We start from the raw sequence: 12,613 nt of genomic DNA, 5'->3' as shown, positions 1-12,613 counted from the left end.
GAGCGGGGAGGGCGTACGGTGACCGCGACGGGGATTCCGGCCGCGCCCGCGGCGGCGGGCCGGGCCGGGACGGCGCTGCTGGCCGCCATGGTGGCGGCGCAGGTGGCGACCGGGCTGCAGCCGCGGCCGATCCTGCTCACCAGCGTCGTCGTGCTGCTGCTTGCGGCGGCCTCGGTCGCCTTCGCCGCGGCGGTCCACACCCTCCCGCGGGCGGTCGCGGCCTTCGCCGCCGCCGTCGCGGCCGGCTACGCCGCGGAGTGGATCGGCACGAGGACCGGGGTGCCCTTCGGCGACTACCACTACACCGGCCTGCTCGTGCCGCAGCCCGGCGGCGTCCCGGTGATCGTCGCACTGGCCTGGGGCGGCATGGGTCTGGCGGCCCACGCGGCGGCCTCCGCGGCGGCGCCGGCGAGCCGGGCGGCGCGCGTCGCGCTGGGCGCGGCGGCGCTCACCGCGTGGGACCTGTTCCTGGATCCGCAGATGATCCGGCTGGGCCTGTGGGTGTGGCACGAACCCGGTCCCTACCGGGGCGTCCCGCTCGGCAACTTCGCCGGCTGGCTGGCCGTGTCGCTGCTGGTGATGGTGCTGATCGACCTCTGTCTACCGGATCCGGCGGCGCGCAGCACCGGGCTGGCCGCGCTGTACACGGTGATGGCGGTCATGGAGACGATCGGCTTCGCGGTGGTCTTCGACCCGCCCGACCCGCTGGTCGCCGCCGCCGGAGGGATCTGCATGGGTGTGTTCGTCCTGCTCGCCTGGAGGCGTCGATGGCGGAAGTGATCGTGGTCGGGGGCGGCGTCGGGGGGATGGTCTCCGCGCTGCTGCTGGCCCGCGAGGGGCACCGGGTCCGGCTCTACGAGCGGCTGCCCCGGCTGGGCGGCAAGCTCGCCGAGCACCGGCGCGACGGTTTCACCTTCTCCGCCGGGCCGTCCCTGCTGACGCTGCCGGACCTGTTCACCGGTCTGGGACTGGAGCTGGACCTGGTGGAGCCGCGTGAGCTGTGCCGCTACCGCTTCGCCGACGGCTCGGTGCTGACGGCGCCCCGCGACCCGGAGCGGATGGCCGAGGCCGTGGAGCGGCTCGCGCCCGGCGAGGGGGCCGGCTGGCGGGCCTTCCACGCCTGGGCCCGGCGGTGCTACGAGGCGTCGGCGCGCGGCTTCTTCGCCGGGCCGGCGATCTCCCTGTCCCGGTCCGCGCCGCGCGGCCGCCTGTCCGACCTGCCGGCGATCGCGCCCGGCCGGACCCTGCACGGGCTGGCCCGGCGCTTCTTCACCGACCCGCGCCTGCTGCAGTACGCCGGCCGCTACGCCACCTACGCCGGTTCCAGCCCCTACCGGGCGCCCGCCGCGCTGGCCTGCGTGCCCGCGATCGAGCACGGCGAGGGCGGCTGGTACGTGGCGGGCGGGCTGCCCCGGCTCGCCGACGCCCTCGCCGCGGCCCTGGAGAAGGCCGGGGTGGAGGTCGTCCTCGGCGCCGAGGTCGCCGGGGTGCTCGCCGGCCGCGACCGGGTGCTGGGCGTACGGCTGGCCTCCGGTGAGCGCGAGCACGCCGCGGTCGTGGTCGCCAACACCGACGCGGCGGCGCTCTACGGGCGGCTGCTGCCCGACCGGCGGCGCCTGCGGCGGATCGCCTCGCTCGGCCTGTCCTCCTCGGCGTTCCTGATGATGGCCGGGGTGGAGGGCCGGACCGAGGGGCTGGCCCACCACACGGTGCTCTTCTCCGCCGACTACGAGCGGGAGTTCGCCGACGTCTTCGACCGGCGGCGCCCGCCGGAGGACCCGACCGTCTACGTCGGCTGCTCGGCGGTGGACGACCCGTCGCAGGCGCCGGAGGGCTGCGAGAACTGGACCATGCTGGTCAACGTCCCGGCCCGCGACCCGCGCCGGTGGCCGATGTCCCCGGGCGCCTACCGGGACCTGGTGCTGGAGCGCCTGGCCGACCGGGGCCTCGACCTGTCGGGCCGGCTCCGCTTCGTCGACCTGCTCACCCCCGCCGACCTGCGCGACCGCTACGGCGCCTGGGGCGGGGCGATCTACGGCGGCGCCCACTCGGGACCGCTGGCCCCGCTGCGCCGCCCCGGCAACCGGGGGCCGCTGCGCGGCCTGTACCTGGTGGGCGGCTCGGCTCATCCCGGCGGCGGGCTGCCGCTGGTGGCGATGGGCGGGCGCATCGTGGCCTCGCTGGTGGCCGAGGACTTCCCCCGGTGACCCGCTCCACCGGCCCCCGGACCGCCGTCCCGATCAGCGCCGCCCAGGCCACCGTCCTCACCGCCGCCGCCCAGGCCACCGCCGCGCGGACCGGCCGCCGGACCGCCGTTCCGGTAACCACCCTCACCGCCGCCGCCCGAGCCGCCGCGCGGACCGGCCGCCGGAGCCCGCTCCGGACCGCCCTCGCCGTGCTCACCGCGTGCCAGGCCGCCGCCGCGGCCGTGGTCGCCGTACGGCTGGCGCGCGGGCGCACCCGTCTGCCCCCGCTCTCCCCCGTGACCGGCCCCGGGAACGGCCCGCTCTCCCCCGCGGCCGGCCCCGGGCGCGGCCCGCGCATCTCCGTGGTGGTCCCGGCCCGCGACGAGGAGCACCGGATCGGGCCGTGCGTGTCGGCGGCGCTCGCCGATCCGGCCGTCGCGGAGGTCGTGGTGGTCGACGACGGCTCCCGCGACGGCACGGCGCGACTGGCCGCCGGACTCGGCGCGAAGGTCCTGGCGGCCCCTCCCCTGCCGGCGGGCTGGGTGGGCAAGCAGTGGGCGCTGCGGCACGGGACCGAGGCGGCCCTCGGCGACGTCGTGGTCACCCTCGACGCCGACGCGCGTCCCGCGCCCGGCCTGTTCGGGGCGGTGGCGGCCGCCCTGGACGCCTACGACCTGGTCACGGTGGGCCCCCGGTTCGTCTGCGACGGGATCGCCGAGCAGGCGCTGCACTCGGCGTTCCTGGCCACGCTGGTCTACCGGTTCGGCCCGATCGGCCCGTCCTCCCCCCCTCCGCCGCACCGGGTGGTGGCCAACGGCCAGTGCACGGCCTTCCGCCGTACGGCGATGCTGGCCACCGACGGGTTCACCCGGGTCCGCGGGCACCTGACCGACGACGTGGCGCTGGCCAGGACCCTGGCCGCGGACGGCTGGGCGGTGGGCTTCCTGGACTCGGGCGGGCTGCTGGAGGTCGACATGCACGAGTCCGCGGCCGAGGTGTGGCGGGAGTGGGGCCGCTCGCTCCCGCTGCGGGACGTCACCTCCCCGGGCCGCCAGGCCGCCGACCTGGCGGTGCTCTGGCTCACCGCCGCGCTGCCGCCGGTCCGGCTGGTCGCGGGCCGGCCCACCCGGCTCGACCTCGCGCTGCTGGCGGTCCGGCTGCTGCTGGCCGGGGCGCTGCGCGGCAGCTACACCCGGCCGGGACCCGGCACGCTGCTCTCCCCCCTGCTGGACCCGCTGGCGGCCTTCCGGCTGACCGCGGCGACCCTGCGGCCCGTCCGCACCTGGCGGGGCCGGTCCTACCCGGCGGCCGTCGCGGGAGCCGTCCCTGGAACCGCCCCGGCGGCCGCCCCCGGCGGGCCGGGGGCGGGGCGGCCCGCCCGGAAGGTCACGACGGGCGCCGGGCGGTCCGCGCGGCCTGGCCGAAGCGCAGCCCGATGAGGCACATCAGCGCACCGGTCCCGGCGACGTGCGCGACCGGCGCGAACGGCAGCTGCAGCAGCGGGAGGGCGAACACCCCGGCCCGCGCCCCGATCGCGAAGGAGCGGGCGGCCAGGGCGGTGCCGACCAGGACGGCGAGGCCCAGCAGGAAGGCGGGCGGGCAGACGACCGCGAAGCCGCCCGCGAAGGTGAGGATCGAGCGCCCGCCGCGGAACCCGGCGAACACCGGCCACGCGTGCCCGGCCATCGCCGCCGCCACGGCGAGGTACACCGGGACGGTGCTGGCGCCGGAGACCGCGCCGGACCCGGCCGTGTGCCCGCCGCTCACCCAGAGGGCGAGCAGCGCGGCGAGGGCCCCCTTGAGCATGTCACCGGCGAAGACCGGTGCGGCGGCCCGCCCGCCGAGCCGCTCCTTCATGTTCCAGAAGCCCGGGTTGCGGTCGCCGACCGCGCGCGGGTCGAAGCCGTGCGCGCGGGCGACGAGCACCGCGACCGGCACGGATCCGAGAAGGTAGGCGCCGATGACGGCCACGGGTACGGGCAGGGGCACGGGAACCATCGCCTCGTTCCACCTCGTCAGGTATGCGGATCTGGGGGCCATGCGGCACATGGCGTTCGACCGGCCGGTGCTGGCGCGCACCCCCGGGCTGGTGTTCCGGCGGTTGCTGGGGTCCGGCCGGGGCGCGTCCATGAGCCTCGGCGCGGACCTGCGCCGCTGGGCGCTGTTCGCGGTCTGGCGCGCCGAGCGGGACCTGGACGCCTTCCTGGCCCGCTCCCCGGTGGCGGCGCGCTGGCGCGACGAGGCAGTGGAGTCCTGGCAGGTACGGCTCGCGCCGCTGGCCTCGCGCGGGAGCTGGGGCGGGGTGGACCCGTTCGGTCCGATCGCGGACGGCCCGGACCGGACCGGACCCGCCGGAACCGGACCGGCCGGGGACTGCGCCGGCCGGGGCGGGCCGCCGGGCCCGCGGGAGGGCTCCGGTCCGGTCGCCGTGCTGACCAGGGCGTCGATCCGGCCGTCCCGGCTGGTCGCGTTCTACCGTTCGGTCCCCGCCGTCGACGCCCTGCTCCGGGAGCAGGACGGCTGCCTGGCCTCGGTCGGCGTCGGGGAGTGGCCGCCGGCCCGGCAGGCCACGTTCTCGCTCTGGCGCGACGCCGCCGCGGTCCGGGACTTCGCCCACCGGGGCCGGGCGCACCGCCGGGTCATCGGGCGGACCCGGGACGAGGGCTGGTACACGGAGGAGATGTTCACCCGGTTCGTCCCCTACGGCAGCGCGGGGACGTGGAACGGGGCCGACCCCCTGGCGGGCACCGCCGCCTCCCCCGGCCCCCGTCCGTAGCGGGCTCACCGGGCCGGTTCCGCCGCGCGGCGCCCCGGTGCCCGGACCGGCTTCCCGCCCCGGGCGAGGTCGCGTGCCACCACGCACGCCCGGGCGATCGTGCGGGCGCGCGAGGAGCCGTGCGCGACGACGACGGTGCGGCTCAGCCCGAGCAGCGCGGCTCCCCCGTGCGCCTCGGGATCGTAGCGGCCGGCCACCTCCCGCAGCTCCTCCGGCCGGGCGATCCCGGCGTGCGCGATCATCGCCAGGGTCGTCCTGACCGCCCCCTCGACGTTCTTGAGCACGACGTTGCCGGTGAAACCGTCGGTGACGATCACGTCGACGACGCCCGCCAGCACGTCGTGGCCCTCGACGGTGCCGTGGAAGCGCAGCGGCAGCCGCCGGAGCAGCTCCTCGGTCCTGCGGGTCAGCCGGTTGCCCTTGCCCGGTTCGGAGCCGATCGAGAGCAGGCCCACCGACGGCTCGGCCGTACCGAGCACGAGCCGGGCGTAGGAGGTGCCGAGGAGTGCGAACCCGGCGACCATCTCCGGCGTGGGGTCGGCGGTGGCCCCGGCGTCGAGCAGCACGCTCGAACCGCCGGTGACCTGGGGCAGCGCGATGGCCAGGGCGGGCCGGAGCACGCTCTCCGCCCGGCCGACGCTCCGGATCGCGCACGAGACGACCGCCCCGGTGGAGCCGGCCGAGACGAAGGCGGCTCCGGCGCCCCGGCGCAGCAGCTCGCAGCCGACCGTGATGCTGGAGGTGCCGGCGAGCGCCCCCGGGCCCCGCTCCCCCATCGGGACGACCTCCTCGGCGTGGACCACCTCGATCTCACCGGAGGCGCCGTGCCGCACCAGTTCCCGGCGGACCTCCTCGGCCCGGCCGACGAGCAGCACCGGCACCTCGTGCTCCCGCAGGGCGGTCACGGCTCCCCTGACGGTCTCGGCGGGCCCGTGGTCCCCGCCCATCGCGTCGACGACGACCGGTTCCGGCATCGTGTCCTCCTGGCAACGGTGATGGATGGTGGTCAGCGGCCCTCCCACCCGGGCCGCAGCGCCCCGGCCGCCCGGCGCTCCGCCCGGCCCGCCGCGGCCGCCGCGGACAGGTGGCGGGCGAAGACGGCCAGCCTGCGGCGGCGGGGCACGGTCGCCCTGCCGCCCAGCACGTCGTAGCCGGCGGCCTCGATCCGGTCGAGGATGCCGCCGTACAGCTCGCAGGCCGCGCGCACGCACGGCCGGGAGGAGGGGGTGAGCAGCGCGACGCCCTCCGCCGCCCGCCGGTAGTGCGCGCGCGCCCGCTCCGCCTCGAAGGCCAGCAGGTCGCGCAGGGCCGGGGTGGGCGCGCTCCGGCCCAGGTCGGCGACGGAGACGCCGAACCGGTCCAGGTCGGCCAGGGGCAGGTAGACCCGGCCGCGCGCCAGGTCCTCGGCGACGTCGCGCAGGAAGTTGGTGAGCTGGAAGGCCAGCCCGAGCTGGCGGGCCGGTTCGCGCGCCCGTTCCGCCATGCCGGGCAGGGGTTCGAGCACGGGCAGCATCATCGTGCCGATGACGGCGGCCGAGCCCTCCATGTAGCCGAGCAGGTCGTCGTAGGTGTCGTAGCGGGTGACGGTCAGGTCGGCCCGCATCGACTTCAGGAACGCCTCGACGTCGGCGTGGTCGATGCCGAAGCAGCGCACGGTCTGCGCGAAGGCGGGCAGCACCGGGTCGCCGGTGGCCTCCCCGGCGAGCGCGGGGGCCAGGCGCCCGGCCAGCTCGTCGAGCGCGGCCTCGCGGTCACCGGTCATCGTGAAGGAGTCGACGATCTCGTCGGCGTGCCGGGCGAAGCCGTACAGCGCGTGCACGTGGGGACGTTTCCAGGCCGGGAGCAGGAGGGTCGCCAGATAGTAGGAGCGGCCGTGGCGGGCGTTCAGCCGGCGGCAGAGCTCGTAGCTGCGGGTCAGCGAGACGGGACGCGGCGACCCGGAGGAGGGCTCGGACTCGGGGGAACGCGCAGGTGAGGGCCCGGAAACGGGCAGGGACACAGGCGGGGACACGGGCGGGGACGGGGGCGGGGACGGGGCGCGCGGCGGTGTGGGCGGCGGTGTCATCGGCGGGCCTCCAGGATGCGCTCGGCGGCCAGCCGGCCCGAGATCAGCACCGGGGGGACCCCCACCCCCGGCGCGGTGTACATGCCCGCGAAGTGCAGGCCGGGGACCCGCCGGGCGGCGCCCGCCGGGCGGAACCAGGCCGTCTGCCGGAACCGGTGGTCCAGCGCGAACGGGGTGCCCGCCGAGTGGCCGAGCCCGGCCCAGCCGGGCGGGTCGAAGCCGAGCCGGGGAGCCCCGGACAGGTCGCCGTACCCGAGGTCGGCGAGCCTGCCCAGCAGGCGATCCTCCAGGCGGGGGGTGAGCCCGTCCCAGCGGGCGCGCTGCAGGTTGGGCGCGGGCTCCAGCACGGTGAGCACGGCGTGCCCGGCGGGCGCGGCGCCGGAGTCGGACTCGGGGTAGGTGACGAGCAGGTTCGGGTCCCCCTGCGGCCTGCCCCGGGCCAGGTCGGCGAAGGAGGAGTGCCACTCCCGGCCGAAGTGCAGGGTGTGGTGGGCCTGGCCGGGCAGGCGCCGGTCGAGGCCGAAGTGCAGCACCAGGCAGGAGGGCGAGTAACGGGGCCGGCGCAGCCGCCAGTCGCCCGCGCCGCGCGGCAGCAGCCCGGCGTGGGCGTACGGCAGGTCGCAGGCGACCACGACGTCGCGGGCGGCGAGGCGCTCGCCGGTGTCGAGCCGGACGCCGCTGACCCCGGAGGAGCCGGCCTCGACCCTGACGGCGCGCACGCCGTACCGCAGTCGCGCCCCGGCCTTCTCCGCCACGGCGGCCATGGCCTGCGGGATGGCGTGCATGCCGCCGTGGCGGGGGAAGTAGACGCCGCCGACCGTGTCCATGTGGGCGATCACGGCGTAGATGCCGAGCGCCTGCCGGGGCGAGAGGCCGACGTACAGCGCCTGGAAGGTGTGCGCCCTGATCAGCCGGGGGTCGGTGAGGTGGCCCGCCACCAGGCGGTCCAGCCGCCGGAAACCGCCCAGCGCGGCCAGCCGGGCCAGCCTGGTCAGGGCCGCCGGGCGGGCCAGGTTCCGCAGCCGGGTCATGTCCCGGTCGATGAAGGCGTCCCACTCGGCCGCGAACAGCTCGGCGAGGCGGGCGCGGAAGCGCCGGTAGCGGCCCGCCTCCGCCGCCCCGCACAATCGCCGCACCTCCTCGGCCATCGCGTCCTCGCCCGCCACGACGTCCAGGTGGGAGCCGTCGTGGTAGCGCAGCCGGTAGTACGGGTCCAGCCGGCGCAGCGGCAGCCAGGACTCCAGGTCCTCGCCCGCCGCGGCGAAGGCGTCCGCCAGGACGGCGGGCATGGTGAGCACCGACGGCCCGGTGTCGAAGCGGTACTCCCCCAGCCGGGCGGTCCCGCAGCAGCCGCCGGGCACGTCCCGGGCCTCCACCACGGTCACGTCCCGCCCGGCGGCGGCCAGCCGCATCGCCGCGGCCAGGCCACCGAGCCCGGCTCCGATCACCACGGTCGGGCCCATGCGCGCTCCTCGCTCTCCACCGGACCCGCGGGCCGGTCGGCCCGCGGGCGGTCGCTCCGTGCCCCTGCCCGCTTCCGGCCCGTTCATCTCCCGGAATCATGCAAAGAGGCGTGCGATCACTATCCGGGTCTTCGGCCGGGACCCGTCCCGCGGATGCATCCGGCGCCCTGCCGGCGTGCCGCCGTCCCGCGGCACGCCGGGAATCGTCCGGCGCCCCGGTGAACCGTACGGCTCACCTGGAACCGGGGTTCTCGGAGACGGGGGTGCACGACGGCGGAACGGTCAGCGGCGCGGCCCGCGGCGGAGGATCGGACCGGCCGCTCGGCGAGGCCCGCCCAGGAGGATGCCGAGGAGGACCAGCACCAGCCCGCACAGCTGCTGGGCGGTGAGCACCTCTCCGGCGACCGCCGTGCCGAGCAGCACCCCCGTCGCCGGGTTCAGCAGGCCGACGAGTCCCACCGTTCCCGACCGCAGACGCCGCAGCCCCGCGAACCAGGCGGTGAAGGCGAGAGCCGTCGCGACGACGCTGACGTAGGCGAACCCGAGGACCGCGGACGTCTCCAGCTCCGGCAGCGGCCCCTCCACCGCGACCGCGAAGGGCGCCAGGACGACTCCTCCGGCGATGAGCTGCCACGAGGTCGTGGAGAGCACGTCGGCATCCGGACTCCACCGCTTGGCCAGCACGGCGCCGAGCGACGACATCACCATGGCCCCGGCGGACGCGAGCACGCCGAGCGCGTCCACGGCGGCCGCGCCGCTGAGCAGCATGAGGCACGCCCCTGCGGCGCCGATGCCGGCTCCGGCCAGGTGCGGGACGCGTGGGCGCTCGGAGAGCATCGGCCAGGCCAGGAGCATCATCACGACGGGCGACGTCGACATGACCATCGATGCGATGCCGGTGGGGAGCAACTGGGCCGCCACGTAGACCAGTGCGAAGAACGCGCTCATGTTGAGGGTGCCGAGGACCATGGACTTCCACCACCACGCCCCGCGGGGAAGCCTCCTGGCGGCGAGGAGCAGCAGGAGCCCGGCGGGCAGGGCCCTGATCGCCGCGCCGTGCAGGGGATATCCGGCCGGCAGGAAGTGCTGGGTGACGAAGTAGTTCGTCCCCCATGCGACGGGCGCCAGCGCCGTCACCGCCACCCATCGAAGATTAGCTTCCACGGAAGGCACTATAGCTTCCATGGAAGCTATAGTGTTCCCATGAGTGAGGCCCTGGACCACGTCGCCCGCATCCAGAGGGAATGGGCCCGAGAGCGGCCGGAGCTGGACATGGGCCCGCAGGGCGTGATCGGACGGCTTCACCGCCTCGCCGGGCACCTCACCGAGCAGCTGTGCGTCGTCTACCGGCGGTACGGGCTCGGGGAGGGGGAGTTCGACGTCCTCGCCGCCCTGCGGCGCGCCGGAGAGCCGTTCGAGCGCGCGCCCGGCGAACTCGCCGCCTTCACCATGGTCACCACCGGTGCGATGACCAAGCGCATCGACCGGCTCGAACGCGACGGGCTCGTCACCCGTCGCCGGAGCCGGCACGACGGCCGCGGCCGGGTGGTCGCGCTCACCGCCGCGGGCCGGGAGCTGATCGACCAGGCGTTCACCGAGCACATGCGCAACGAACGCCGTCTCGTCGACGCGCTGGCCCCCGAGGAGGCCGCACAGCTCGAATCGCTCCTCACCACCTGGCTGGCCCGTTTCGAGGCGCCCGTCCGGACGGAGACCTGACCGCCTTCCCCCGCCCGGACCCGCCGCACGCCTCCGCGCCCGTCCGGTACGGCATCGCGGAACGGTCGCGGAGGTCGCGGAAGCGGATCTCCGGTCGGAGGTCGGGGGGACGGGCCGTTCAGCCGAGCCGGGACACCCCGTCGTCCTCTGGGCGGTCGGGGTCGTCCTCGGCGGGGTCACGGGGCTCGGCGTACGGCTCGGCGGTCGGCGGATGGCCCGTGGCGATCTTCTTGGCCCGTATCAACTCGGCGTCGAACTCGGCGCCCAGCAGGATCGCCATGTTGGACAGCCAGAGCCAGACCAGGAAGACCACCACGGCGCCGAGCGCGCCGTAGGTCTTGTTGTAGGAGCCGAAGTTGGCCACGTAGACCGCGAATCCGAGGGAGACCACGATCCACAGCAGCACCGCCAGCACGCCGCCGGGACTGATCCAGGGGAACCCCGGCTGGCGGACGTTGGGCGCGGCCCAGTACAGGAGCATCACCAGGGCCGAGGCGATCAGCAGCAGGACGGGCCACTTGGCGTAGCTCCAGATCGTGACCGCGGTCCCGCCGAATCCGAGGGCCTCGCCCGCGACGCGGGCGAGCTCGCCGGTGAAGGTGACGATCACCGCGCTGGCGGCCATCAGGACGACGAAGACCAGCGTCAGGCCGACCCGCAGCGGGGTCAGCTTCCAGAACGGCCGGCCCTCCTCGATGTCGTAGATGGCGTTCCCGGCCCGGACGAAGGCCGCGATGTAGCCGGACGCCGACCAGAGCGCCACCAGCAGACCGAAGATCGCCACCAGGCCCGTGCCGCCGCTCCGCCGCAGGTTCCCCACCTGCTGCTCGACCAGGCTCGTGACGTCCTGCGGGGCGATCGCCGCCACCTGGCTCAGGATCGTGGAGATCACGTCCTGTCCGACCAGGCCGGACAGCGAGACCAGGACGATCAGGGCGGGGAAGACCGACAGCACCGCGTAGTAGGTCAGGGCGGCGGCCCAGTCCGCCACGTTGTCCCGCCGGAACTCTCCGACCGTCCGCTTGAGGACCCCCCACCATGCCCTCGGCGGCAGTTGCGCGGGCGTCTCGGGATCGCCGGGGCCCGCCTGCCCGGGGGCCCCGGCGGCTCGCGCCGCGTTCATCTACCGGCGCTTCCCGGACCACGGGAGGCGCCCCGCGGTGGTCGCCGAGTCCTTCCCGGACCACGGGAGGCGCGCCGCGGCGGACCTGGAGCCCTTGCTCAGCCACGGGACGCGCGCCGTCCGCACGGTCGCGCCCCTTCTGAACCACGGGACACGCACCGTGTCGACCCGGGTGCCCCGTCCCAGCCGCGGGACGCGGACCAGCTCGACCTTCCCGCTCCGCCCGCTCCGCCTGCGCCGCATGACGCGGACGACGGCCAGCGCGACGGCGCCGACCACCGCCAGGGTCGCGAAGGGCCGCCGGCCCGCCTCCGTCGAGACCTTCTCCGCGGCGTGCCTGACCTCGGCGGGCGTGGCCTGCCGGGCCTTGTCCAGCACCTCGGGCGCCGCGCCCTTGACCCGGTCCAGCATGCCGGTGGCCGTGCCGGCCGTGGCGGCGCCCATGCGCTTGAGGTCGTCGCCCATGTGGGCGGCCTTCTCCTGGACGCGGCCCTTCACGTCGGTCTTGTGCATCAGCGCCTCCACACTGTCTCCCAGCTCGCGGCGGGTCTCCTCGATCTCCCGCCGCACGGCCTCCTCCGGGGTCTCCGGCCCTCGCGCGGACCCCCTGTCCCGTCTGACCAGGTCGGGCGTCCCGTCGCTCTCCCAGGGCGGGAGGCCGAGGTCGTCGGTGGGCGCCCCCTCGCCCCGGAGGCCTGTGGCCCCCCTCTGCCCGGGCTCGTTCGGCGGGATGTTCAGGGACCCGCGCTCGTCCGGGGGCACCGGGGTGCCGATCTCCTGTCTGCGGGAACCGGTCGCCCCCGCGGGCGCGACGTCCCTGCCGCGGCCCGGGTCGGTCTCACTCATCGGTGTGCCCTCTCCTTCACGGCGTCGATGTCGTTCTTGACGCTGCGGATGGTCCGCTGTGGGGCGGGCGAACCCGCCGCGGACACCTGGCGCTTGCCGCGGAGCCCGAGGACCGCGGCCGCGAGCAGCAGCACCGCGCCGACGACCGCCGCGGCCGCCCACGCGGGCATCACCTGGGCGAGGAGCAGGATGACCGCGGCCACCAGCGCGCCGCCTCCGAACAGGGCGACGACTCCCGCCCCGCCGACCATTCCCGCGCCCCGTCCCGCGCTCCGGCCCTTCTCCGCGAGCTCGATCTTGGCCAGCTTGAGCTCGTCCCTGACCAGCCGGGAGACCTCCTCCGAGATCCGCTTGACCAGCTCGCCGGTGGAAAGGCCATCTTTCGTGCCGTTCGCCATGTGACTCGCCATGTGACGCGCCTCCTCCCTACAGAGG

General features: G+C 76.2%; 13 protein-coding genes. 5 read left to right on the top strand and 8 right to left on the bottom strand.

What is annotated here, in order from left to right:
- The first annotated feature begins 18 nt into the window (after window positions 1-18).
- The 3 genes from IEZ06_RS06880 to IEZ06_RS06870 are packed head-to-tail and all read left to right on the top strand — an operon-like array spanning window position 19 to window position 3,625.
- Window positions 19-780 (top strand): carotenoid biosynthesis protein, encoded by a 762-nt coding sequence (locus tag IEZ06_RS06880; RefSeq protein WP_229797847.1) that lies wholly within the window; start codon window positions 19-21, stop codon window positions 778-780.
- Window positions 768-2,207 (top strand): phytoene desaturase family protein, encoded by a 1,440-nt coding sequence (locus tag IEZ06_RS06875; RefSeq protein ID WP_189235792.1) that lies wholly within the window; start codon window positions 768-770, stop codon window positions 2,205-2,207. Before IEZ06_RS06880 ends, IEZ06_RS06875 begins: the two co-directional genes overlap by 13 nt.
- Window positions 2,204-3,625, top strand: a complete 1,422-nt coding sequence (locus IEZ06_RS06870; protein WP_229797846.1) for a glycosyltransferase family 2 protein — start codon at window positions 2,204-2,206, stop codon at window positions 3,623-3,625. Before IEZ06_RS06875 ends, IEZ06_RS06870 begins: the two co-directional genes overlap by 4 nt.
- On the opposite strand, the gene IEZ06_RS06865 is transcribed toward IEZ06_RS06870, so the two are convergent.
- Window positions 3,573-4,184: a glycerol-3-phosphate acyltransferase gene (locus IEZ06_RS06865; protein WP_189235791.1), complete on the bottom strand. Its 612-nt coding sequence runs from the start codon at window positions 4,182-4,184 to the stop codon at window positions 3,573-3,575. The genes IEZ06_RS06870 and IEZ06_RS06865 overlap by 53 nt on opposite strands.
- Between IEZ06_RS06865 and IEZ06_RS06860 the strand changes: the two genes are divergently transcribed.
- Complete coding sequence (locus IEZ06_RS06860; protein WP_229797845.1) at window positions 4,147-4,962, top strand: spheroidene monooxygenase; 816 nt, start codon at window positions 4,147-4,149, stop codon at window positions 4,960-4,962. The genes IEZ06_RS06865 and IEZ06_RS06860 overlap by 38 nt on opposite strands.
- A gap of 5 nt (window positions 4,963-4,967) precedes the next feature.
- Here IEZ06_RS06860 and plsX read toward each other — a convergent pair whose 3' ends face one another.
- The 4 genes from plsX to IEZ06_RS06840 form a co-directional block, all read right to left on the bottom strand.
- A complete protein-coding gene (gene plsX / locus IEZ06_RS06855; protein WP_189235790.1) occupies window positions 4,968-5,936 on the bottom strand; it encodes a phosphate acyltransferase PlsX in 969 nt (322 codons plus the stop codon).
- A 32-nt stretch (window positions 5,937-5,968) separates the two neighbouring features.
- Window positions 5,969-6,961, bottom strand: a complete 993-nt coding sequence (locus IEZ06_RS06850; protein ID WP_229797844.1) for a phytoene/squalene synthase family protein — start codon at window positions 6,959-6,961, stop codon at window positions 5,969-5,971.
- A gap of 62 nt (window positions 6,962-7,023) precedes the next feature.
- Window positions 7,024-8,490, bottom strand: coding sequence for a phytoene desaturase family protein (gene crtI / locus IEZ06_RS06845; protein ID WP_189235788.1), 1,467 nt, complete (start codon window positions 8,488-8,490; stop codon window positions 7,024-7,026).
- Window positions 8,491-8,772: 282 nt separating this feature from the next.
- A complete protein-coding gene (locus IEZ06_RS06840; protein ID WP_229797843.1) occupies window positions 8,773-9,654 on the bottom strand; it encodes an EamA family transporter in 882 nt (293 codons plus the stop codon).
- Between the two features lie 39 nt (window positions 9,655-9,693).
- Here IEZ06_RS06840 and IEZ06_RS06835 point away from each other — a divergent pair, with 39 nt between their 5' ends.
- Window positions 9,694-10,209 (top strand): MarR family winged helix-turn-helix transcriptional regulator, encoded by a 516-nt coding sequence (locus IEZ06_RS06835; RefSeq protein WP_189235786.1) that lies wholly within the window; start codon window positions 9,694-9,696, stop codon window positions 10,207-10,209.
- Window positions 10,210-10,327: 118 nt separating this feature from the next.
- On the opposite strand, the gene IEZ06_RS06830 is transcribed toward IEZ06_RS06835, so the two are convergent.
- Genes IEZ06_RS06830 through IEZ06_RS06820 form a run of 3 tightly spaced genes read right to left on the bottom strand, consistent with a single transcriptional unit; the run spans window position 10,328 to window position 12,588 of the window.
- Complete coding sequence (locus tag IEZ06_RS06830; RefSeq protein WP_189235785.1) at window positions 10,328-11,332, bottom strand: YihY/virulence factor BrkB family protein; 1,005 nt, start codon at window positions 11,330-11,332, stop codon at window positions 10,328-10,330.
- Entirely contained in the window at window positions 11,333-12,178 is an 846-nt protein-coding gene (locus IEZ06_RS36155; protein ID WP_203871753.1) for a DUF3618 domain-containing protein, read from the bottom strand. It lies immediately after the preceding gene.
- Complete coding sequence (locus IEZ06_RS06820) at window positions 12,175-12,588, bottom strand: phage holin family protein (protein WP_189235784.1); 414 nt, start codon at window positions 12,586-12,588, stop codon at window positions 12,175-12,177. The genes IEZ06_RS36155 and IEZ06_RS06820 overlap by 4 nt, the downstream gene beginning before the upstream one ends.
- Window positions 12,589-12,613 lie beyond the last annotated feature (25 nt).

Source organism: Planomonospora antibiotica, assembly GCF_014647955.1.
GTDB lineage: Bacteria > Actinomycetota > Actinomycetes > Streptosporangiales > Streptosporangiaceae > Planomonospora > Planomonospora parontospora.
The sequence above is the reverse complement of the archived record's forward strand: the minus strand, read 5'-3'. Positions and strand labels throughout refer to the sequence as shown.

Bases quoted from the DNA above. Each gene is read 5' to 3' on its own strand.
- IEZ06_RS06860 (WP_229797845.1), top strand. From the start codon at position 4,147: ATGACGGCCACGGGTACGGGCAGGGGCACGGGAACCATCGCCTCGTTC.
- IEZ06_RS06835 (WP_189235786.1), top strand. From the start codon at position 9,694: ATGAGTGAGGCCCTGGACCACGTCGCCCGCATCCAGAGGGAATGGGCC.
- IEZ06_RS06830 (WP_189235785.1), bottom strand. From the start codon at position 11,332: ATGAACGCGGCGCGAGCCGCCGGGGCCCCCGGGCAGGCGGGCCCCGGC.
- IEZ06_RS06820 (WP_189235784.1), bottom strand. From the start codon at position 12,588: ATGGCGAGTCACATGGCGAACGGCACGAAAGATGGCCTTTCCACCGGC.
- IEZ06_RS36155 (WP_203871753.1), bottom strand. From the start codon at position 12,178: ATGAGTGAGACCGACCCGGGCCGCGGCAGGGACGTCGCGCCCGCGGGG.
- plsX (WP_189235790.1), bottom strand. From the start codon at position 5,936: ATGCCGGAACCGGTCGTCGTCGACGCGATGGGCGGGGACCACGGGCCC.
- IEZ06_RS06865 (WP_189235791.1), bottom strand. From the start codon at position 4,184: ATGGTTCCCGTGCCCCTGCCCGTACCCGTGGCCGTCATCGGCGCCTAC.
- IEZ06_RS06875 (WP_189235792.1), top strand. From the start codon at position 768: ATGGCGGAAGTGATCGTGGTCGGGGGCGGCGTCGGGGGGATGGTCTCC.
- crtI (WP_189235788.1), bottom strand. From the start codon at position 8,490: ATGGGCCCGACCGTGGTGATCGGAGCCGGGCTCGGTGGCCTGGCCGCG.